We start from the raw sequence: 21,921 nt of genomic DNA, 5'->3' as shown, positions 1-21,921 counted from the left end.
GTGGGCACGTACTTAGGTGGAATTGAGAAAGTTGGCTCGGCAACTCCCCTAGGAATGCGAACAGTAGACCGAAAAAAACTAAAGATTAAGAGGAGATATGAAATGAATCGAATAGTAACCTGGTTAGTTTCTAGTGACGTCAGCATCTTTCATTATGTAAACCAACAATTAAAGTGTAGAGTACTCGATTATCTCCTTCCAAAAATAACACACCTTGGTGGTGCCACAGCTACCATTGGTTCCTTAGTCATAATAATTACGTTATTCGGTACAGAGATAAGATCCAGGGCAATTTTAGCACTAGTTTCCTTAGCAATCAGCCATATTTTTGTTCACTTTATAAAAAAAGCATACTGTCGACAACGCCCATATATGAGGCTTACAAATGTACATTTAGGATCAAACCCATTAAAAGACTATTCCTTTCCATCAGGACATACGACAGCAGCTTTTTCTATAGCAATTATGTTCGCATTATTTTCATCTCTACTTGCATTTATCCTTTTGCCAATTGCCTTTTTAGTCGGTCTATCAAGGATGTACCTTGGACTTCATTATCCCACTGACTGTATAATTGGAGCACTATTAGGTACGGTTAGTTCCATTTTTGTAGTTTTTAGTTACTCTTTCTTTTTCTAGCCAAATTTATAATGCATAGGCAATGATTTGTTCGTAAAGTTCTTTTGGTCTTTCCTCTGTTAATAAGTGTCCTGTTTTCTCAAAAGTTTTTATCTTGGCATTAGGTAAATCTTCTACTAGTTTCTTTCCAACCTCTAGTGGCACTACTTTATCTTCTTCACCCCAAAGTAACAATGTTGGAGTTTCAATCGTTTTTAATTGGTCAGAAGGTAAATCTCCTTCTCGATATCTTAATAAGCGAGCGAGTGACTTATAAAAATTTTTATCACTTAGAGGACGCCCATACTCTCTAAATAAATCCTCATTCATATAGGAGGAATTATATAGTACATTCTTTAGATAATCTTGGATATCTTTTCTTTTAATGTATCTTTCCACGAAAACATGAAAAAAAGGTAAATAGGTGCTATATCTTTGATAATTTTTTGCTCTTTTTAAATACCCTGAGCTGCACAACAAAATAAGCTTTGTTATTTTATGTGGAGCTATTTTTGCTGTATAAAGTGCAATTTGCCCACCCATGGAGTGCCCTACCATATGGGCGGACTCAAAACGAAAATAATCCATACATTCTAAAATTAACTTTGCATAATTTTCAAAGGAGTAGATAAAAGAAGTTGATTTTTCACTCCTGCCGAATCCAGGTAAATCTATCGCTAGAACAGAAAATTGCTCTTCTAACAGTGGAATAATTCGATGAAAGGTGTAGGTGGATGAAACAAACCCATGTATTAGTACTATTGGTGGTTTCCCATTTAACACATATTCACAAAAAACATTAACACCTGATAATGTAATTTTCTCTTTTTCGAGTGTGGTTCCTTTCATTTACATTTTTCCTCCATATTCTATATGATAGAAATTATTATTTGCTTTCAACTAGCTTATTATGTAAAGAGCTAATTGGTGCCTATAAGTCCAATTGTAATTTTATAAGTAAAACAACAAGGAAAGACCTATTCTGGATACGAATAGGTCTTTCAAAGTTTATTAGTAATTAATTACACAGACTTATATGCTATATGTGTTAATAAGGTAACGTTCGATAAAGTCAGCTAAACCGTCATTTTCATGATGAAGAGTAATATAATTTGCTGCAGCCTTTACCTCCGAACTAGCATTCTCCATCGCTACTCCAAATCCTGAGTGAGAAAGCATAGTAATATCATTAGGGCCATCACCTATTGTTACCACGTTATCTTTGCCAATTCCATATGCCTTGATAATCGTTTGTATAGCAGCCCATTTTGAAACTCCTTGTGCTACTATTTCAAAGCCATCATCCCAATGAATAACATCTGCTTCATCCATAAACTCCATAGCAATCGGAGCACTTTCAAACCCTGTACGGACACTGTATTTTAAGACTTTTCCATAATTGACAAGATGAAGATCTTCATTATAAGTGGGTGAACTTCCTGCTTCCCTGGTCCATTCCTCTATCTCAGGAGAGGTACGTTTGCAATACGTTCCAGTGGTAGTATGAACAATTACGTTATATTGGTTACCTTGGGTTAATCTATAAAAGCGCTCTTCATCTATATTAACTGATTTTGTTTGAATCGCTTTCCCTGTATGAGCATCATGAATTGAAGCTCCATTTAGACATATCATCGGGGTTTTAAGACCTAGTTTTTTGTGATACGGTGCTGTAATCTCGTACTGCCTTCCCGTTGCTAGGAACACTTTCACACCTTGATTCAATAGCATAGTTATAGCAGTAACATTTCGTTGAGATATTTCATTCTTTCTCGTTAGTAACGTACCGTCCAAATCAATAAATATGGCTCGAATGTCCATATAACCACCCTCCTCATGAAGACTACGTTTAGGTTATCATGAGGTTATTAAGAACAATTAAACGAAGTGTTTTATTTTCTTTAAGGATAATTAATAACTTGTAAAGAATAAACCAGCTAACCCTCTGAGGTGACTTGAATGAACAAGTTTATTCAATATCCCTTCTGTTGTATCCGGCTATCCCTATAGCCATAAACAATATCGCTAGAAGTGTTAAGGTAAACATTGGCATAAAAGTGACATCCTCTATCGGTGCTTGTGGAACGTGGCCATATGGCGTTAGTTTACCTATCCATTCTGATAGATCAAATAATCCTCCTAAATATAGGACTAAGAAAGAGTAGAGGAAATATCCCCAAATAAATGTAGTAAATTTTGGTAAAAAACCGATTAATAAAATTGAAATACCAATCATCACAAGCAGAGCTGGGTAATACGCCATTGTCGATCCATAAATCATTGTTAACGAAAGGCCCTCGTCCATAACAGACGTTCCAACGGACCAAAGTCCAAATGCAGCTAGAGAAAACATAACAAAACCATTAACGACTGATAAAACTAAATAACTTCCCATCAATTTTGATCTTGAAACAGCTTTTCCCAAAAAGTGATCAATTCGTCCTTTTTTCTCTTCACCACGCAGTTTATTCATTGCCATAATCGGTGGAATGGACGATATTAGTGTGATTACTATAAGCAACATTGGGAGAAACTGCTCAATTAGTGAAGTTCCTTCTGCTCCCTTAAGAACTTGTTGAAAAACCTCATTGTCACCTATAAATGATTCTAAATCTCCTAATACGGATCCATATGTTGCTCCTAGTACATACATACCGACTGCCCAGGATATAATCCCCGTACGTTGAAGACGCAATGCTAGACCAAGTGGACTTTGTAAAAAAGGAGTTGCAAATCTTCTTCCCGGTTTGGATGGTAAAAATCCTCTTTCAAGGTCGCGAATTGAATGTAAATAATTAGCTATCACGAATAATAAGATAGATACTCCTACCATTAAAAGAATAGGCCACCAATTATTTGAAGAATAAACATCAGCTTTCGAAACCCAACCAAGAGGAGAAATCCATGATAAAGCTTCATTACTTACATCTGTAATCGCTCGAAAAAGGTATGCCCCTAAGAGTACAAAAATAGAGAAACCGATTGTCCCTCTTGATGTATCAGAAAGTTGTGCGAAAACAGTAGTAACTCCAGCAAAAAACAAGCTAGTAGCACCTAAGGCAGCGCCATATAATAGGGAACCGTTCAGATCCATACTCTCAATACCAAGGGCATATAAACCAAATCCAATCAGTAGTGCTAAAACGATACTTGTTCCAAAAAGAACAATGATAGAGGCATTTAAATACGATAGTCTCCCAACCGGCAATGAGCGAATTAATTCAATACGTCCGTCTTCTTCATCCGCTCTCGTATGGCGAGTCACTAACAAAATACTCATAATCCCTACTATGACAGCAGTTATAAGTATCATAGCGTGAGCAGTCATAACTCCAATAGTATAGTTATCAAAATCGGCTGGCCCTGACATTGCAATCATGGCAGGATTCGCCATTGTCTCTACAAGACCAGCTCGTGCAGACTCAGGACCTCCATATAAATCATCATAGGCAATAGGAACAATTAATGTAAAAACAGTTAAGCCTATTAACCAGAGGGGGATACGAATACGGTCAAGACGCATGATGAATCGTGTAAGATGACTTGTTTTGGCAATAGTATTGATAGCCATCAGTTCGCACCTCCCACTCCTGTATCTGTTTTTTCAGAACCTTCGTAATGACGCATAAATAAGTCTTCTAACGTTGGAGGTGCACTTTCTAATTTCATAATTCCGTATTGGCTAATATGCTTCATAACATGTTCCATTTCCTCCGTGTCCACTTGGAAGTTTACACCTTGATCTTTTTCAGCTATTTCATGAATCCCCTTCATTTGATTTAAATCTAAAATTGGTTTTCTTGTTTCTACAAATACTTGAGTTCGAGTTAAATGGCGGAGTTCTTTTAAGGTACCTGTTTCTATTATTCTACCTTCACGTATGATCCCTACTCTATCACAAAGCTTTTCTACTTCAGATAAAATGTGACTAGAAAGAAGAACACTTTTCCCTGCTTTTTTTACCTCCAGGACACACTCCTGGAATACGTTTTCCATCAACGGATCTAATCCAGAAGTAGGCTCATCTAGTATATATAAATCTGCATCAGAGCAAAACGCCGCAATTAACGCTACTTTTTGACGATTTCCTTTTGAATACGTTCTACATTTTTTTGTTGGATCTAAATCAAATCTCTTAATTAGTTCTTCCCGTCTACTCTTATTATTCGTTCCTCTCAGTTTTACAAAAAGATCAATAACCTCTCCACCTGTCAAGTTCGGCCACAAATTCACATCACCAGGAACATACGCAACCCGTTTATGGATCTCTACCGCATCATTCCAAGCATCCTTACCAAATATCATAACGTTACCTTCACTAGCTTTTAATATTCCAAGCAACACTCGTATTGTCGTAGATTTCCCAGCACCATTTGGACCAATAAATCCAAATATTTCCCCACTGTTCACTTCTAAATTAACTCCATCTAAAGCAGTAAACTTTCCAAACTTTTTCGATAGATTTGTTACTTTTACTAGGCTCATATGTAGCCCTCCTAAAAGAAAATTATGAAATAATTTAACTTATATATTTCATATTATATATTTATAGGTCAATTTGCAATATAATTTTGAAATATATTATTTGTTTTATTTCAAAAAATTTATTACACTAAAGCTAAGAGGTGAACAATATGGATGGATTCGAAAGGCGAAGAGAACAGAAAAAAACAGAAATATTAGAAGCATCCTTACAATTATTTACGATATATGGGGTACAAAAGGTTTCAATTTCTGAAATAGCGAAAAAAGCAAACGTATCTCAAGTTACCATATATAACTACTTTGAAAGTAAACATAATTTAGTGCATGAAACGATCCTTTTTTATATTGATAAAGAGTGGGAAAAAGCTATAAAGATTATAGATGGTGACCTCTCTTATCCTGAAAAAATAAAACAGCTTCTCTTTAACAAAAAAGAAGCTGCTAATAATATCAATGAAGACTTCTATAATCATTTCATGAAAGAATATAGTACAGGTAATTCAAGTCATATTGAAGAATTCTATCATGAAAGAGCAATCCCTACGCTAATGAGTTTTTTTAATGAAGGGAAAGAAACTGGTTTTATTGATTCTAAAATATCAAACGAAGCAATTTTCTTCTATATTCACATGATGCAGGAATATATGCAACGCGAGGATGTTTATTCTAAAATCCTTCCTCTAACTGAAGATATTATGACCATACTGTTTTATGGTATTACAGGAAAATCAGATAAATCAGATAATAAAAACGGTCCTGCTGTATAAGCATAGGACCGTTTATTTTTGGATATAGTTGGTTTAAGATTATGATAGTAATTCTTTTGCTTTCGTTGTTGTAGTTTCCATGTACATGGCTAATTTTACATTATCTGAGGTTAATTCCTCTAGTGATGCATTCATTTCTTCTAGACTCGCACTTGCTTGTTCTAAAATAGCAGCTAAATCCGTTGTTGCATGCTCAATCTCAGAAGCAGAAGCATTTACACTTTCTGAAACTGAAGTGTATTTGTTTAGTTCAACATTTAATTCAAATAGTGTTTTAACAACAAGTTTAAAAGTTTCAGATGCTTCAAACGTAGATTTTGAACCAGTTTCAATGTTATGACTACTTTTCATCATTTTGTCCATTGCATTTCGACTCGAATGGTTTAATTCAGATAGATTAGAAGTGATTTTTTCTGTTGTACTTCTCGTAGTTTCTGCTAACTTTCTTATTTCACTTGCTACCACAGAAAAACCTTTACCAGCCTCCCCTGCTCTTGCTGCTTCTATCGATGCGTTTAAAGCGAGTAAATTGGTCTGCTCTGTAATGTCCTTTATTGTTGATGCAAAACTATTTGTTTCCTCAATTTTTCGATTTAATTGTGAAAAAGTCTCATTCAGTTCCCCTATTATCATTTGTAAATCTTTCATTTCTTTATTAAGAATGTCCATTTGACCTTGACCAGACACAGCCACCTTATTTGCAGATTCAGAATTTATTAACACATTCTTAGATAATTGGAACAGCATTTCCATGGAGGATTTTGTACTCATTGCCCTCTCACTTATATCATGAATCTGTTCAGCTTGTTGAACACTTCCAGCAGAGACCTCATTCACTACTACTTTCAGTTCTTTCTGAATTGTGGAATTCGTTTGGATTCTATCATTCGCTTCTGCTATATTTTCTACAATACTTGTTACACTGTTTTTCAAGAAAATTCTTTCCTTTTCTTTCCTAGCTGCATCATCTTCCGCTTCTTTGCTTAACTTTTGTAGAATAGAAAATTGGCTTTGGTATAAGGAGATCACAACGATAAAAATTACACCTAGTAAAAGATAGAGTAGTATAGAATAGTTAAACAACGAATCAATGAGTTCTTTATGACTTGTAGCAAAAAGCTTATTTAACACTAAACCTATTAATCCTAATGAAAATCCTAGAATAAATATTTTTCTATGTAAGTGCACAGCAGCTAATAATGCTAAAAATGGGAAAATTAATAAAATAATAACTTGGCTTTCTAATACAAATATTACTGAATACGCAGCAAAGTTCATAACAATTATAGCAATATAAGGAAAAGGATTTGGCTTTTTATTATATTTTGATAATAGATATGCTGTTACTAGAATTACAAGTTGAGTTCCATAAATAATAATCATTTCTATTGCGTTTGTTACCAATGATAGGCCTAATACAGTTACTAGTGTAATTGAATACGTAATAAGAAGTAGTAAATTTTTTCTCTTATAATCTGTTAATATCAGCTTTTCTATTGATGTCATAATCCATCCCCTAAATATAGTTTTTAATATAATTATATCATAGCAACTTGTTAAAAATTTGCTAATTAAAAACTATTATAGAAAAGTACTACTCTTTTACACTCTAACATACTAACATCTAATTGAAAGAGTAAATTATTGATTTATAACTCCGTCCGCACATCCCACAATTCTGGAAAAAAACGTTGATCTAACACTTTCTTCAAGTAATTAACTCCGCTAGACCCTCCTGTTCCCATCTTAAAACCAATAATTCGCTCTACTGTTTTCATATGGCGAAAGCGCCATTGCTGTAAAGAGTCTTCAATATCCATCAACTTTTCTGCTAATTCATATAAATCCCAATACTGATCTACATCTCGATACACTTCCAACCACGCTTTTCGTACAGATTCATTTTCTTTATATAGAGAAGAGTAATCTCTATTAAGTACATTGTGGTCTATAACAAATCCTTTCTTCTTTAATTGCCGGATTGCCACATCATATAAACCTGGTGACTCATAAGCCTTCACCAATTCTTCATAAAGATCTGGATCTTTTTTGTAAATTTTTAATACATGATCTGTTTTGTAGCCAAGGGAAAACTCAATTTTTCGATATTGAAACGATTGAAACCCTGATGCTTGACCTAACGAATCGCGAAACTCCATGTATTCAGAAGGAGTAAGTGTGGATAGCACGTCCCATGCTTGGATGATTTGTGTTTGAACTTTTGATACTCTCGCCAATTGCTTGAATGAAGTTGATAAATCATCTTTTTCAATAGATTCAATTGCAGCATTGATTTCATGTAAAATAAGCTTCATCCACAACTCGCTAACCTGGTGAATGATAATAAATAACATTTCGTCATGGTGTTGAGATAACCGTTTTTGACTGGAGAGAATTTTATCTAATTGTAAGTATTCACCGTAGGTCATATTGTTTGTAAAATCAGTATGAATGTTTTTTTCTTTGTCCGTTGAAGAATTGCTTTGTTCATGATTGCTCATTGAAACACTCCTTCACGAGATAATATGTCTACCCTCGAAAATACTGGTGCAAATTTTCACTTGCATGGAGGTCTACAGAAACAGGTGTTATTTCATGGAGTTAACTCATTTTATTTATTTTTCTTATCACTGCTCGGACGGGGCTTCCGTCGGCTTCCTTTAACGGAAGGGGGAGTGCTATTATTTCGTAGTCTCCTGGCTCGACGTTGTCTAGCATGACGTTTTCTAAAATGTGTACTCCATTTTCGTGTAGTGCATGGTGACCTTCTAACTCTTTGCTATCGAGAGGATCTACGGAAGGAACATCAACACCTAATAAAACAATCCCTTTTTCTTTTAATACTGATGCCCCTGTTTTTGTAATATAAGGAATTTGTTCAGGGAATCGTGTTGGATTGTTGGGAATTGCTGTTTTTAATAGCAATCGCTCCACTCCCTCTAATTCAAAACTTCGTAAAACCTTCTCATTGATTTCATTAGAATATCTTGATACATCAATAATCCGACATGGTCCTATATAAACATTTATATCCAAATCTATTACTCTCTTCCCATCATTTAGAAAGTGAAAAGGAGCGTCAATATGTGTTCCAATGTGGACACTCGATGTCAGTTGTCCAATGTTTACAGAACCTGTTTGCTCTTTTGAATAACTCACTTCATAAGAAAAAGGTGTATCCTCTGGCCAATGTGCAATGGTGCTTGATAGTGGTTGTGAAATATCAATCCACTTGTTTTGATTATATACTTTATTTTTCATACCCTATGCCACAACCCCCCGTTTATTCTCGAATTTTTTGTACTGCTCCTCATCCATGATCTGCTTCAATTTATCTATTGTAATCCAGACTTCTTCAAACGTATTATAAAGAGCAACAGGTGCCAGTCGAATCCCATTAGGAGAGCGAAAATCTGGAACAATTCCGTTCTCCTTTAACGCTTTGCAAATCCTCGCAGCTTCTTTATGTTCCATAAAAATGTGGCCACCACGAATCTCCTCATCCACTGGATTTCTTATGATAAAACCATATCCTTTTAAACGTTCCTGGATAAGATCGATCATATAGCTTGTCAATTTTAGTGATTTTTCTCTTATTTTTTGCATTCCTATTTCATTAAACATGGATAAAGATCCAATTAATGGAGCAATACTCAGTACATTCGGTGTTCCCATTTGATATGCTCCTGCATGATTTGCTGTTGTCAGCTCATGCTCCATATCAAATTGTTTCTCTTTTTGTGAACTAAACCAACCTGCAAGGCCTGGTCTATTACCGAAATGGCGTTTATTTACATATAATCCTCCAACTGCTCCTGGCCCGCCGTTTAAATGTTTATAATTACACCAAAATGCGAAGTCTATTCCCCACTCTTTTACATAGTGAGGAATGGAACCAATGGAGTGACATAGATCGAATCCGATAAGAATATTTCTCTTATGGGCTTCCTCTGTTAGCATCTTCATATCAAGAATTTGCCCGCTTCGATAAAGGATACTCGGGAGAACAATTATTGCAACTTCATCAGTCATAGCATGTATAATATCAGTTTCCTTCAATGTATGACCGTCGGTGCTTTGTACTTTAAGTAAATGCTTATCAGGGTCTAACCCATGAAGCTTTAATTGACTTTGTAATGCATAAACATCTGTTGGGAATGCTAACTCATCACTTAAAATTTTATCTTTCTTACCAGTAGGATGAAAAAAAGTTGCAACAAGTTGATGTAGATTACTAGTTGTAGAACCTGTCACAATTACTTCCTCAGGTTTTGCACCAATAAGAGGAGCCATTTGCTTTCCTAACGTTTCCGAAAGATAAAACCAAGGATGATCACCACTGGTCCACCCATCAATACCAAGATGCTTCCAAGATTCAAGGACATCTAATAGGGACTGCTCTGCTCTCTTTGACAATAGTCCTAGCGAATTACCATCAAGATATATAGAATCTTCTCTTATATAGAACTCATTTCTGTATGTTGCCAGGGGATCGTTTTGATCAAATTTGCGAGCCTGTTCAATATCTAATTTATGTTTATTCATAATTCCCTCCTAGTTTTGGAGATTTACTATTTATTACATTATATAGGAATTACACTCTAACATGTACGAAAAAGGAGCATTTCTATGTTACTACCGCTAACTCGAATGCCTTTTCCAAGAGCAACTAACTGACATTGCAAAACAATGTTGAATCAATCAACCGGATCTTTTATTGGGTTACCTAGAATTCCTCTTTTCTTTATAAGTAATGAAACAATGTTTTAATTCGCCTAAAGTACGAAAAAATTTATAAATAACGCTTTACCTTCGTAATTTACATAATATTTACAAAAAATTAATATTTATGAAAAGATAGTACGATATATTTATATTAGAATATTAATCATTTTATAGTCTTTGCATGGGGGCACATTTTTTATGGATGAAACAATGCTAATAGATACTACTTTGAATTACAATAACCGTGAACTAAGCTGGTTAGCTTTTAACCAACGAGTATTAGAAGAAGCAATGGATGAACGGAACCCACTTCTTGAAAGACTTAAATTTCTAGCCATTTTCAGTTCGAATTTAGATGAGTTTTTTATGGTTCGAGTTGCAGGTTTAACAGACCAAGTAAAGGCAGGATTTACAAAACCAGAAAATAAAGCGGGGTTAACACCAAAAGAGCAATTAGAATTAATATCGGAGAAAACACAACAATTAGTGAAGATGCAATATAGTACGTATAAACATCTCCTTTCATTGCTTAATAAAGAAGGTATCTCCATCACACCATTAAGTGATTTATCAGAAGAAGAGCTTTCTTATCTAGAAAATCTTTTTGATGAACAAATTTATCCTGTCTTAACACCTAGAGCTATTGATGCATATCGACCATTCCCGAAATTTTTGAGTAAAAGTCTTAATCTTGCTATTGTTCTGATAGATTCCAATGATAGGCAGGAGGATATTGGTGGTGTTACAGGCAGATTAGCCATAGTACAAGTACCTTCTGTTCTAGACCGCTTTATTCCATTACCATCTAAAGAACAAAAGACTCATTTTATTTTGTTAGAAGATGTAATCTCCTTTTTCATAAATAAATTGTTTGTCGGCCAATCTATCAAAAGCATAACTCCTTTTCGAATTACAAGAAATGCAGACTTAACTATTGCAGAAGATGATGCGGTAGATTTATTAATTGAAATAGAAAAGGAGATAAAGAAACGAAAATGGGGCGCAGAAATTCGACTCGAAATAGCTGGTGAGAATTACGATACAGATATCGTACACTATATACAAAAGCGACTGGAGATTCATAATAAAGATGTATACGTTTTGAATGGCCCTCTAGATTTAACATTTTTATTCCCTTTTTATTCAGACATTGCAGCAAACTATGAAAACTTAACAAATAAATCTTTTAGTCCTCAACAACCAGAAGATATTCCGTTTGGAGAAAACTTGTACGACATCGCCTTAAAAAAAGACATTTTATTACACCATCCATATGATTCCTTTGAACCAGTCAATGATTTTTTGTCGCAAGCAGCAGACGATCCAACCGTTTTAGCCATTAAACAAACACTATATCGTGTGAGTGGAAACTCTACTATTATTAAAGCACTAAAACGTGCAGCAATGAATGGAAAGCAAGTGACTGTGTTAATAGAATTAAAAGCAAGATTTGATGAAGAAAATAATGTTAGCTGGGCAAAAGAGTTAGAAAAAGAAGGTTGTCATGTTATTTACGGCATGACTCATTTAAAAACTCATTCAAAAATAACGCTTGTTGTTAGAAGACGCAAAGAAAAAATTGAACGATTTGTTCATTTAGGTACCGGGAACTATAACGGTACAACCGCTCGTCTTTACACTGATGTGGGATTAATTACGACAAATGAGAAACTAGCAGAAGATGCAACAAATTTTTTCAACTATATTAGTGGCTTTTCTGAAAAACCAGTATACAATCATTTTTCTGTAGCACCGTATGATATTCGTTACGATATGATCGCGCTCATAGATCAAGAAATTTCCCATCATCATATACATGGTAACGGCAAAATTATTGCCAAAATGAATTCTCTTACGGACAAAATGATCATCGATAAATTTTATGAAGCTTCTCAAAAAGGAGTTACCATCGATTTAATAATCCGCGGAATTTGTTGTCTTCGTCCTGGAATAAAAGGAGTTAGTGAAAATATTACCGTTCGCAGTATTGTGGGACAGTTTCTGGAGCATAGTCGAATTTATTATTTTCATCATAATGGAGAGGAAAAAACGTTTTTCTCTTCAGCTGATTTAATGACCCGAAACATGGAAAATAGAATTGAAATATTATTTCCTGTTTTAGAGGACAGTTTGAAAAGAAGAGTAAAAAAGTGGTTATTACTATACTTAGGGGATAACGTGAAAGCTCGAATCCAAGACGAATTTGGAAATTACCACTATGTAAAAACAAAGGAAAAGGACCACATCATAAATAGTCAATTAGAAATTGGACATCGTGATTCCCCCTCTGGATTTCAGGAGCAGTTTCAGAAATTCAAGGTAAATGTAATGCAAAAAATTAAAAATGGGATATTAGAAAAAGGAAGAAAAACAGATTAACCTAACTGTTCTTCTTCCTTTTCTTTTTGCATGGAGTTCTATTTAGATAAACCTGATAGACACAATATTATTTATTTGTCTTATTTTTGCATCAAGCCCTGGAAGAACCTCACCGTTTACTTTATTGTCAATATCGATCATCGTATAAGCGTAATCCCCTCTACTTCTGTTTACCATGTCTGCGATATTCAGATTGTAATCGGAGATTGCTGATGTAATCTGTCCAACCATGTTCGGAACATTTTTATGAAATACTGCCACACGTCGCTTTCCTGTGTATGGAAGCTCCGTATTTGGGAAGTTTACAGAGTTCTTTATGTTTCCTGTTTCGAGAAAAATCTTTAGTTGTCGTGCAGCCATAATGGCACAGTTTTCTTCGGATTCCGCTGTAGAAGCACCAAGGTGAGGAATTGGAACTACATTTTTCACCTTTAAAACTGTTTCATTCGGGAAATCAGTGATGTATTTTCCCACTTTCCCATTCTCAAGAGCAGTAGCAATATCTTCGTCATTTACTAGCTCGCCACGAGAGAAATTTAAGATAGTAACATCAGATTTCATTATTTCAAAAACATCTTTATTAAACATTCCTCTTGTATCGTCCGTTAAAGGTACATGGACAGTAATATAATCAGAGTTTGCAAATAACTCTTCTATTGTCATTGCTCGATGGATATTACGGGATAAGTTCCAAGCAGTATCAACAGAGATAAAAGGATCAAATCCAATCACATCCATATCCAAATTTAAAGCGTCATTAGCTACAAGAGCACCAATGGCACCTAAACCGATAACACCGAGTGTTTTACCTTTAATCTCTTTTCCTACGAAATTTTTCTTCCCTGCTTCTACAAGCTTGGAAATTTGATCACCTTCATTTTCTAACGTCTTAGCCCATGCAACACCATCAAATAGATTTCTAGATGAAGCAATTAAAGAGGTCAATACTAATTCCTTTACCGCATTAGCATTTGCTCCTGGTGTGTTGAAAACAACGATTCCTTTTTCTGTACAAGCAGTCACAGGAATGTTATTTACCCCTGCCCCCGCTCTCGCAATTGCTTTTAAATCAGTTCCGAATTCTATATCGTGCATATTAAAACTTCGCACAACTATGGCATCAGGATTTTCATTTTCGTTATCAATCGTATACTCATCTTTATTAAATACATCTAATCCAGTTTCTGCAATATTATTCAATGTTCTAATTGTCTTCTCTTTGTTAGTCACCATTATACCCATGTTTCATTTTCCCCATTTCATTTTTGATAGTTGCAAATTTTCAAACATATCTTCAGAAAAAAAGTCGCTAATACCATCCCTCCTATATGCATAAAGAGGTAAGGGATGTAAAATTTCCCTTACCTCTGCCCAGGCGAACGACTAGTCGATACTATGTGCTCCCTCACGGTAACCCGTGTGCGCCAGTTACACATAGCCATTTCATTTATTACATGTTAACAAATTCACCAGCAACCTTCAACAAAAATTTGTGTCAAATTTTCTAACACAGTAAAACGGTGGTGTAGTAAAGAGATAGAAGTAAGAATTTTTATAGTTTATTCACCCTACATAGCTTTTCTACTAAAATAAGTTATACCAAAAATTAAAAAAAGAAAAAATGACCCAAGAATCACGAATACAAGTGTTTCAATAGAAAAGGTGAACCCTGTATTATCTGTAAGAGCCATTCCCAAAAATGGCTGAGCCCATGGATACCAAGGACCAAACTTTTCTGAATTTGCAACAAGCAAATTAGGTAAAGTAAAGATTACATTCAGAGCGACTGGCGCAGCAAAGCTGGCCCAAGCAGTAGATACCCATAATTGAAGCGATATTATTGGTAAACATCCTAACCACCCCATTGCCAAACGAATAAGAATGAACTCCCATGGAAATGGATCGGTGTATCCATGAATCATCCCAACTAGAAATAAACCTAATAAAAATAATATTTGTGTTAAGGCCATAAATAAACATATTATTAAAAGCTTGGATACATATATCTGCGCTCTATTTAACGGTAAAGCGAGTAGTTGCTTCCAACCTCCATGAGCATGCTCATATCTACAAACTGCTGCGGAAAATATTCCTGCTAACAAAGGTAAGAATAAAACAGCATGTATCATAATCATTTGAAAAAAAGGACTGATCCATTGATTCCCTCCAAAGTCAAACATCGTAAAATAACCTACAACAATGGAGAGCATTGGACTTATCAGAAGGATGATAAAAAGGCTAGACTTTTTTATTTTTATCCATTCTGTATACAATAGGTTCATAAACATTACTTCACATCCTTTCTCTCAAAATGAAGCAAACTTAAGAGAAGAATGGTACAACCTACGATGATGCCAAGGAAAACACTTATTTCAGGAATCTCCCATTTATTTTCTAAATGTGCCCATTTCCATATAAACCATTCCGGACCACCATAAGAATACATGGAAACAATTGCACCAATAATCCCTACCGTCAATGGAAGTCCTTGATCAGATTTAGCTACAGAAAACCAAAGATGCAGTGCTAATAAAGGTAGTACTGCAAAAAAAGGATAAAAGCTATTGATGGCAATGGCTCCATAAGGAACAGGTTGTTCCCAGTCAAAGAAGCTTCCAAATAATAACGTTCCTATAAATGTTAATAATGTAGAAAGTAACAAGAGGAGACTAAGAACAATAAATTTACTGCAGTATATATTTACTCTGGGAACTGGTAACGTTAGAAGTTTTCGCCACGCATTTGTTTTATGCTCTATACTAGCAACGATGGACGCAAGCAATGCGGTTCCTAAAACCAAAGCTGGAATGATAAATAAATTTAATTGGCGCAGAAGTTGTAACCAATAATCATCCGTTTGCGTTCGTAACCAATCATAACGTACATAATAATTAAAAGCAGTTAGTGTAAATACACCGATAGGACCTAAAAACACAAGAATCCACATAATCATCGTAAGCTTTTTAAATTCAGCACGAAGGACGTAAAAGCTCATAGACTATTATCCTCCTTCGTCATTTCCAAGAAGATAGATTCTAACGAACTCTTCGCTTCTTCCACTCTGTATATATCCACATTCTTCGCTATTAGGTTTTTTATAATTTTCGAGATCTCCTTATCTTCATTAGAGGGAAATGTTATATATTCTCCTTCCATATTCACGTTACAATCTTGACAAGCTAAAATCTTTTGAGCAAATTCATTATGATTTGTACGAATCATAATTCTGCTTACGGACTTTTTTCGTAAAATTTCAATCGAATCTTGAAAAATGAGCGAACCTTTTGATATAATGCCAACCTCTGTTGCCATTTGATCTACTTCCGACAATAGGTGGCTTGATACTAAAACAGTTATACCGTACTGTCTTGGTAATGTTTTTATAAGCTCCCTAATTTCAATAATCCCAGAAGGGTCAAGTCCATTTGTTGGTTCATCTAAAATTAGCAATTCTGGATTACCGATGAGTGCAGCAGCAATTCCTAATCGTTGCTTCATACCTAATGAATAGCTTTTCACTGCCCTGTTTGCATCCTTTTCTAACTTAACTATGGAAAGGACCTCATCAATTTTATTCTTAGGAACTTGAAGTAATACTCGTAGTATCTCCAAGTTTTCTCTGGCTGTTAAATGGTCGTAATACGATGGAGCTTCTACTAATGCCCCTACCTTTTGCAATATCTTGATCCTTGCTTTCTTTAGATCTTCACCAAATATAGAAATAGAACCATTGGTTTCCTGTATTAATCCTAATAGGAGCTTGATCGCGGTAGTTTTTCCAGCTCCATTAGGGCCAAGAAATCCGTAAATAGCTCCCTTAGGAATTCTTAAATCCACATCCTTCACTGCTATCGTTGATTTAAATTCTTTTGTTAAGTTTGTTGTCTCTACAACATATTCCCTCATCACTATCACCTCGCACTTTATACTAAAGCAAGAGATTTAAAATAAGGTGATAGCTAAGTTTAAAAATTGTTTAAATTTTTTATCTTGTAATAAGGAATGAGCTTTAAGAGAGAGGCAAGACCTGTTGTTTCCACCAATTCCAACGTTTAAATACTGGTGTGATAATCTGAACGAATTACTCCTTCGTAAGTGTAATGATTGTTCCAGTGTTGGAACTCTTAATTTCCCAAGAAATCTTCATTTCTTTCGCCATAATATGTACAATGGAAAGCCCGATTCCTACTCCTGCGTTAAAGGACTCTTCCTTCATTCCTTGTCCTTTATCTATAATAGATATTGTTTTTCCATCGAATAGAACTCCAATATACTTGCCGCTTAAAGCATGACGAACGACATTTTGAAATACATTATCTAGAATTCTTTCGAACCAATTAGGATCTATCTCCCAATATACCGTTTGTTCATGCAACTGAATGTCGATTGTAAATTTTTCTTTCTCGAAAATAGGGTACCATGCTGTTAAAGACATCCTTATTGCTCTGTTTATATCAATATCTCGTGGACAATAAGTATACTTCCCTGAAGTAAGTAATGTATAAGAAAGTAAGTTCTCAATAAGGTTATGCAAGTAATCAATTTTTTTATCTATAATAGCAACGGATTGCTTTCCTTTTGATGAAAGCTTCTCCTCCTCACCTAAGGAAAATGTATGGGCTCTTATGGATGCTAATGGCGTACGTAAATCATGAGATAGGTTTGCAATTAACTCTTTTCTTAGCTGTTCTTCTTCCTGCTCTCGAAGTCGCCCTTCTTCTAGCTGATGTATCATGTTATTAAAGGATTCTTCTAACGCACCTATTTCATCTTTCTCCCCTACTTTTACACGGCTTGGTATACCTTTATCTTTTACGTCCATTGATACTTGAAGTTGAACAATCCTCTTCCTAATTCGTTTAAAGAAGAACCAAGAAAGGGAGATAAATACTAGTAAAACAAGTGCAACCATTCCTAAATAAATATATTGGTAGTACTCCTCCAATTGTCGTATTGGATAGTCCATAAAGACTCTAGGGATTTGCAAAACAAGGAAGCCATCGTCCTTTGTACTTCCAATAAATGCAACAACAGTAAAAGGATCTCCACCGTAACTATCCTTCATAAAGGACACTGTGTAGGAAGGATTCCAAAGCTCAGGAATAGGCAAGGACGGATCTGTTTTAAAGCGAGTCCTCCCCCATTCATCTACCCAAAACATACTTGCTTCTTCATACATCTCTTCCCAATTTTCAAGAGTATGGATGATTTCTTCCTGCATAGGAGAAGACAATTGTTCAGCCGCCTCATGCCATAACGATGCTATTTCTGTACTATTATAAGTAATGATATCATCTTTGAAAATGATAGCTGGTAAGTACGTAACAAAACTTGCTAAAGGAAACGCAATGGGAAGAATGAGCATAGAGCAAACTATCATTGCTAGATATCTTGTTTGAAGTGTTCGATTAAGTCTCATAACTTTAAGCGGTAACCAATACCGCGTATTGTTTCTATGATCAATGGCTTTGCTGGATTTTTCTCAATTTTTTCACGTAAATATCGAATATGTACCATTAATGTTTTATCCCCTTCTATGTAGTTCTCTTCCCAAATTGCCTCAAAGATTTGCTCTTTTGTCATTATTTGTCCAGCATGTTTAATCAGATAATCCAATATATGTAACTGTTTCGCAGTTAAAAAGATTGGTTCGCTTTTCTCCTCATGAATCAACTCGTATCGTTTAGGGGCATAACGTAAATGTTGTACTTGGATTTCCTCTGGCACAATACGATCAAATCTTCGAGCTAAAACTTGAATTCTTGCTTCTAATTCATCAGGATGAAAAGGCTTTGTAACATAGTCATCTGCAAACTGAAGCCCTTCCAACTTATCATCCATTTGAGCTCTAGCCGATAGCATCATAATCGGTATTTGGGGATAACTTTTCTTTATTCGTTTCCCAATGGAAAAACCATCGAGGCCAGGTAACATCACATCAAGTATAACGATATCGGACGTTTCCAAATACTCTTGTACTCCTTCCCCATTCGTAAGCCAAATCACTTCATAACCACGTCTTGTTAAGTCTTCGAATACCCATGATCCGAGTTCCTTTTCATCTTCTATATATAAAATCTTCATTCTTCCAGTCTCTTCCTTCCAATCTAACTATTCTTCCATTAAAACAATAGCATACCTATGGATTCGGTTGGAGTATTTTAAACAAAATTTAAACGAAATAGAATCTCACTATACACGGAAGAAAGAAAACAAGAGTGGAATTCACCTACTCATGCGGGGAATTTATCCACTCTTGTTTTCTTTCATCGGTTATTCAGTGTCTTTTCGGTTACCACCATGTCACAAGTAGATTACCCTAACTGTCCTTCTTGAAAATATTACTTTTACCCAACGAGTACAAATAAAAATGCAGTTACAAAAATATAAGTTTGAGAGTCGGATAAAGCAGTGGACAAATCACTTCATTATCAGGTAGATGGCGTGCCATTTCAAGCATTAATTAAAGTAAAGGAAAAAGCCAAGATATAGCACTAATGCTTAATCTGGCTTTTTCCTCTTTAGAAGGAATTTTTCTTCATTATCAGTACTCTAAGATTCCCAACTGGCAACTTCTTCCCTAACCTTCGGAGCTACTTCTGTACCTAATAGTTTGATAGCCTTCATTACATCTTCATGTGGCATAGAACCAACTGGTACGTGTAGCATAAATCTAGTGATTCCAACATTTTTACGTAAATGTATTATTTTTTTCGCCACTGTATCCGAGTCCCCAACATACAACGCACCTTCAAAACTTCGTGCTGCATCAAATGTTTCACGGCCGTAGTGTCCCCATCCGCGTTCACGTCCTATCACGTTCATGACATGCTGCGTTGGTTTAAAAAACTTGTCTGCCGCAATTTTTGATGTTTCTGCAACAAAACCATGGGAGTGGGAGGCAATCGGTAGCTTCGAAACATCATGTCCACCTTGTGCTGCAGCACGTTTATATAATTGAACCAATGGAGCAAACTGTATCGGGCTTCCACCAATAATTGCTAAAACTAATGGTAATCCTAATAAACCAGCTCGAATCACAGATTCTGAATTACCACCGCTACCAATCCAGACAGGTAAAGGATTCTGAACTGGACGTGGATACACACCTAAATTGTCAATTGCAGGTCGGTGCCCACCTTTCCAAGAAATCTTTTCTGAGTCGCGAATCTTCAATAGTAACTCGAGTTTTTCCTCGAATAGTTCATTGTAATCCTGTAAATCGTAGCCAAATAGGGGAAACGATTCAATAAAAGAACCACGTCCTGCCATAATTTCCGCTCGTCCATTAGAAATAGCATCTACTGTTGCAAAGTCTTGAAAAACTCGTACAGGGTCATCCGAAGAAAGTACTGTAACCGCACTAGTTAGTCTAATTTTACTGGTCTTAGCGGCAGCAGCAGCTAAAATGACTGCTGGGGCAGAAGCTGCAAAATCCTCTCTATGATGCTCCCCTACACCAAAAACATCTAGTCCTACTTTATCAGCAAGAACAATTTCCTCTACCACTTCTCTAATTCGTTCAGCATGACTAATCACCTTTCCAGTTTTCACATCAGGCGTTGTCTCTACGAACGTGCTAATACCAATCTCCACATTCTATTCCTCCCATTATCTATCACACTTTCCTACTATGTAAAAAGTAATATCTTTATTTTGAAGAGTTCTTTATGGCATTTCAAGTTTTATGAACTGTGTCAGGAATGTTTTATTCTTTAGAGACTATCTAAAAATTGTTAGGCTTATGATTGAATTGTTGTGGAGTTTTCTAATAAAAAGGCTCTGTTAAACGTTGATGTTGATTTTTACTACAGGACTCTGAATAGGCATCCTCGAAAGGCACCGCACGCAGAAAAATATGGTAGGATTTTCTAAATGGTCTCGCACCTTCCGTAAAAATCAACATTGTATAAATATCAACATTATCCTTTAACATAGCCAATAAAAAAGTTTCTGTTATTGTTAACGTAGAGAATAATCTCTAACTAATTCGTTGAGCATCTCTTCTGATAACCCCGTTAGCTCGAGAACTTCTTCTTTTTTCATTCCTTTTTCTAGCATCCGTTTTGCTACTTCAATAAGACCAAGGTTTCTGCCTTCTTGTCTTCCTATTTCCCTTCCCCTTCGCTCATAGATAGACAACATCGACATTAATCTTTCTGTCTCCATTTGGTTCATTGATGTCACCTCTTCATTTTTACAGTCCTTGGATTACATCTATGTATTAAACTATAAAGAAAGTTTCCCCTGAAAATATAGGTTATCAAGCTAACATAACCTATCAAGTCTTAACAACTTTGTTGGATAGTATTCCATTCGCTTCTGTCCACTCCTTTCCTGTGGGGAGATGCCGATCCGCCTTCGTCATAAGTTGTTATAGTTTAACCAAACAGATCAATTCAACTCTTATCATCACGAAAAAAGCTACCCATTGATTTAATAGATAGCTTCCTAATTATTCCTGAGTATTGATGTCTTTCATTCTGTCTTCATATTTGAGAAATTGAATAAAGATATGGAGAAAATCTTTTTTATTTTGTTCTAATTTCATAAGATAATCTGCTTTTGAATGATAATTTACATGTTTACTATTCGTAATTCGTGCTTTTATATATGTCATAGTCATTTTTCTTGCTTCTTTGTTTTGATGTAACGCTTCTTTAAATAGCGCTACCCCCAATGCACCTGTTATTGAAAAAATAACTCCTGGAATTAGAATACTGTATTCAGCTGAAAAAATTAATAGAAGGTAAAACAGGTTTACAATTGATACAGATAAAAGAGGGGCAGATATAATCCCATATAGTAAACTTTTTCTAACGAATGGCTTAAGAAGAGCATTTAATTCCTCAAATTCTTTCTTTATTTTTTCCGAAGAATAATCCTTTTTAGAAAAATCCACCATTCCACACTCCTTTGACCTCTCACGTCATATGATATGACCCAT

Annotated in this window: 20 protein-coding genes and 1 riboswitch; of the genes, 3 read left to right on the top strand and 17 right to left on the bottom strand. The window is 35.3% G+C overall.

What is annotated here, in order from left to right; all coding sequences use genetic code 11:
• Positions 1–102 precede the first annotated feature (102 nt).
• Complete coding sequence (locus ACERII_RS13625; protein ID WP_373642987.1) at positions 103–639, top strand: phosphatase PAP2 family protein; 537 nt, start codon at positions 103–105, stop codon at positions 637–639.
• 6 nt (positions 640–645) lie between these two features.
• Here ACERII_RS13625 and ACERII_RS13620 read toward each other — a convergent pair whose 3' ends face one another.
• The 4 genes from ACERII_RS13620 to ACERII_RS13605 form a co-directional block, all read right to left on the bottom strand.
• On the bottom strand, positions 646–1,467 hold the full coding sequence (locus tag ACERII_RS13620) for an alpha/beta fold hydrolase (RefSeq protein ID WP_373642985.1): 822 nt from the start codon (positions 1,465–1,467) through the stop codon (positions 646–648).
• A 183-nt stretch (positions 1,468–1,650) separates the two neighbouring features.
• Complete coding sequence (locus ACERII_RS13615; RefSeq protein ID WP_373642983.1) at positions 1,651–2,439, bottom strand: HAD family hydrolase; 789 nt, start codon at positions 2,437–2,439, stop codon at positions 1,651–1,653.
• A gap of 148 nt (positions 2,440–2,587) precedes the next feature.
• Positions 2,588–4,189 (bottom strand): ABC transporter permease, encoded by a 1,602-nt coding sequence (locus ACERII_RS13610; RefSeq protein WP_373642982.1) that lies wholly within the window; start codon positions 4,187–4,189, stop codon positions 2,588–2,590.
• The gene (locus ACERII_RS13605) at positions 4,189–5,103 is read right to left on the bottom strand and encodes an ABC transporter ATP-binding protein (protein WP_373642981.1); all 915 of its coding nucleotides are present in this window, start codon (positions 5,101–5,103) and stop codon (positions 4,189–4,191) included. The genes ACERII_RS13610 and ACERII_RS13605 overlap by 1 nt, the downstream gene beginning before the upstream one ends.
• A gap of 149 nt (positions 5,104–5,252) precedes the next feature.
• Between ACERII_RS13605 and ACERII_RS13600 the strand changes: the two genes are divergently transcribed.
• Positions 5,253–5,870: a TetR/AcrR family transcriptional regulator gene (locus ACERII_RS13600; protein ID WP_373642979.1), complete on the top strand. Its 618-nt coding sequence runs from the start codon at positions 5,253–5,255 to the stop codon at positions 5,868–5,870.
• Between the two features lie 39 nt (positions 5,871–5,909).
• Here ACERII_RS13600 and ACERII_RS13595 read toward each other — a convergent pair whose 3' ends face one another.
• The 4 genes from ACERII_RS13595 to kynU all read right to left on the bottom strand — a co-directional run bounded on the left by ACERII_RS13595 (position 5,910) and on the right by kynU (position 10,415).
• Positions 5,910–7,376, bottom strand: coding sequence for a methyl-accepting chemotaxis protein (locus ACERII_RS13595; protein ID WP_373642977.1), 1,467 nt, complete (start codon positions 7,374–7,376; stop codon positions 5,910–5,912).
• Between the two features lie 143 nt (positions 7,377–7,519).
• Positions 7,520–8,371: a tryptophan 2,3-dioxygenase gene (kynA, locus tag ACERII_RS13590; protein WP_373642976.1), complete on the bottom strand. Its 852-nt coding sequence runs from the start codon at positions 8,369–8,371 to the stop codon at positions 7,520–7,522.
• Between the two features lie 100 nt (positions 8,372–8,471).
• Positions 8,472–9,131: an arylformamidase gene (gene kynB, locus ACERII_RS13585; protein ID WP_373642974.1), complete on the bottom strand. Its 660-nt coding sequence runs from the start codon at positions 9,129–9,131 to the stop codon at positions 8,472–8,474.
• Between the two features lie 3 nt (positions 9,132–9,134).
• Positions 9,135–10,415, bottom strand: coding sequence for a kynureninase (gene kynU, locus ACERII_RS13580; RefSeq protein WP_373642972.1), 1,281 nt, complete (start codon positions 10,413–10,415; stop codon positions 9,135–9,137).
• Positions 10,416–10,793: 378 nt separating this feature from the next.
• On the opposite strand from kynU, the gene ACERII_RS13575 reads away from it, so the two are divergent.
• On the top strand, positions 10,794–12,974 hold the full coding sequence (locus ACERII_RS13575; protein ID WP_373642971.1) for an RNA degradosome polyphosphate kinase: 2,181 nt from the start codon (positions 10,794–10,796) through the stop codon (positions 12,972–12,974).
• Between the two features lie 42 nt (positions 12,975–13,016).
• Here ACERII_RS13575 and ACERII_RS13570 read toward each other — a convergent pair whose 3' ends face one another.
• The 9 genes from ACERII_RS13570 to ACERII_RS13530 all read right to left on the bottom strand — a co-directional run bounded on the left by ACERII_RS13570 (position 13,017) and on the right by ACERII_RS13530 (position 21,876).
• A complete protein-coding gene (locus ACERII_RS13570; RefSeq protein ID WP_373642969.1) occupies positions 13,017–14,216 on the bottom strand; it encodes a phosphoglycerate dehydrogenase in 1,200 nt (399 codons plus the stop codon).
• A 120-nt stretch (positions 14,217–14,336) separates the two neighbouring features.
• Positions 14,337–14,416, bottom strand: a riboswitch (ZMP/ZTP riboswitch).
• A gap of 126 nt (positions 14,417–14,542) precedes the next feature.
• A complete protein-coding gene (locus ACERII_RS13565) occupies positions 14,543–15,262 on the bottom strand; it encodes an ABC transporter permease (protein ID WP_373642968.1) in 720 nt (239 codons plus the stop codon).
• A complete protein-coding gene (locus tag ACERII_RS13560; protein WP_373642966.1) occupies positions 15,262–15,969 on the bottom strand; it encodes an ABC transporter permease in 708 nt (235 codons plus the stop codon). Before ACERII_RS13560 ends, ACERII_RS13565 begins: the two co-directional genes overlap by 1 nt.
• Complete coding sequence (locus ACERII_RS13555) at positions 15,966–16,880, bottom strand: ABC transporter ATP-binding protein (protein WP_373642965.1); 915 nt, start codon at positions 16,878–16,880, stop codon at positions 15,966–15,968. Before ACERII_RS13555 ends, ACERII_RS13560 begins: the two co-directional genes overlap by 4 nt.
• Positions 16,881–17,055: 175 nt before the next feature.
• Positions 17,056–18,354, bottom strand: coding sequence for a HAMP domain-containing sensor histidine kinase (locus ACERII_RS13550; protein ID WP_373642963.1), 1,299 nt, complete (start codon positions 18,352–18,354; stop codon positions 17,056–17,058).
• 35 nt (positions 18,355–18,389) lie between these two features.
• Positions 18,390–19,058, bottom strand: a complete 669-nt coding sequence (locus ACERII_RS13545; protein ID WP_373642961.1) for a response regulator transcription factor — start codon at positions 19,056–19,058, stop codon at positions 18,390–18,392.
• Positions 19,059–19,526: 468 nt separating this feature from the next.
• The gene (locus ACERII_RS13540; RefSeq protein WP_373642960.1) at positions 19,527–20,570 is read right to left on the bottom strand and encodes an LLM class flavin-dependent oxidoreductase; all 1,044 of its coding nucleotides are present in this window, start codon (positions 20,568–20,570) and stop codon (positions 19,527–19,529) included.
• Positions 20,571–20,936: 366 nt separating this feature from the next.
• A complete protein-coding gene (locus ACERII_RS13535) occupies positions 20,937–21,152 on the bottom strand; it encodes a hypothetical protein (protein WP_373642958.1) in 216 nt (71 codons plus the stop codon).
• 277 nt (positions 21,153–21,429) lie between these two features.
• Complete coding sequence (locus tag ACERII_RS13530) at positions 21,430–21,876, bottom strand: DUF5392 family protein (protein ID WP_373642956.1); 447 nt, start codon at positions 21,874–21,876, stop codon at positions 21,430–21,432.
• Positions 21,877–21,921: the final 45 nt, after the last annotated feature.

This window comes from Evansella sp. AB-rgal1, from assembly GCF_041820985.1.
Lineage (GTDB): Bacteria > Bacillota > Bacilli > Bacillales > Salisediminibacteriaceae > Evansella.
This window is presented reverse-complemented; position numbering and strand designations above follow the sequence as displayed.

Coding starts and splice junctions, on each gene's coding strand:
- ACERII_RS13570 (WP_373642969.1), bottom strand. CDS start 14,216: ATGGGTATAATGGTGACTAACAAAGAGAAGACAATTAGAACATTGAAT.
- ACERII_RS13600 (WP_373642979.1), top strand. CDS start 5,253: ATGGATGGATTCGAAAGGCGAAGAGAACAGAAAAAAACAGAAATATTA.
- ACERII_RS13605 (WP_373642981.1), bottom strand. CDS start 5,103: ATGAGCCTAGTAAAAGTAACAAATCTATCGAAAAAGTTTGGAAAGTTT.
- ACERII_RS13560 (WP_373642966.1), bottom strand. CDS start 15,969: ATGAGCTTTTACGTCCTTCGTGCTGAATTTAAAAAGCTTACGATGATT.
- ACERII_RS13625 (WP_373642987.1), top strand. CDS start 103: ATGAATCGAATAGTAACCTGGTTAGTTTCTAGTGACGTCAGCATCTTT.
- ACERII_RS13535 (WP_373642958.1), bottom strand. CDS start 21,152: ATGAACCAAATGGAGACAGAAAGATTAATGTCGATGTTGTCTATCTAT.
- kynU (WP_373642972.1), bottom strand. CDS start 10,415: ATGAATAAACATAAATTAGATATTGAACAGGCTCGCAAATTTGATCAA.
- ACERII_RS13595 (WP_373642977.1), bottom strand. CDS start 7,376: ATGACATCAATAGAAAAGCTGATATTAACAGATTATAAGAGAAAAAAT.
- ACERII_RS13545 (WP_373642961.1), bottom strand. CDS start 19,058: ATGAAGATTTTATATATAGAAGATGAAAAGGAACTCGGATCATGGGTA.
- ACERII_RS13565 (WP_373642968.1), bottom strand. CDS start 15,262: ATGTTTATGAACCTATTGTATACAGAATGGATAAAAATAAAAAAGTCT.
- ACERII_RS13610 (WP_373642982.1), bottom strand. CDS start 4,189: ATGGCTATCAATACTATTGCCAAAACAAGTCATCTTACACGATTCATC.
- kynA (WP_373642976.1), bottom strand. CDS start 8,371: ATGAGCAATCATGAACAAAGCAATTCTTCAACGGACAAAGAAAAAAAC.
- kynB (WP_373642974.1), bottom strand. CDS start 9,131: ATGAAAAATAAAGTATATAATCAAAACAAGTGGATTGATATTTCACAA.
- ACERII_RS13620 (WP_373642985.1), bottom strand. CDS start 1,467: ATGAAAGGAACCACACTCGAAAAAGAGAAAATTACATTATCAGGTGTT.
- ACERII_RS13555 (WP_373642965.1), bottom strand. CDS start 16,880: ATGAGGGAATATGTTGTAGAGACAACAAACTTAACAAAAGAATTTAAA.
- ACERII_RS13615 (WP_373642983.1), bottom strand. CDS start 2,439: ATGGACATTCGAGCCATATTTATTGATTTGGACGGTACGTTACTAACG.
- ACERII_RS13575 (WP_373642971.1), top strand. CDS start 10,794: ATGGATGAAACAATGCTAATAGATACTACTTTGAATTACAATAACCGT.
- ACERII_RS13550 (WP_373642963.1), bottom strand. CDS start 18,354: ATGATAGTTTGCTCTATGCTCATTCTTCCCATTGCGTTTCCTTTAGCA.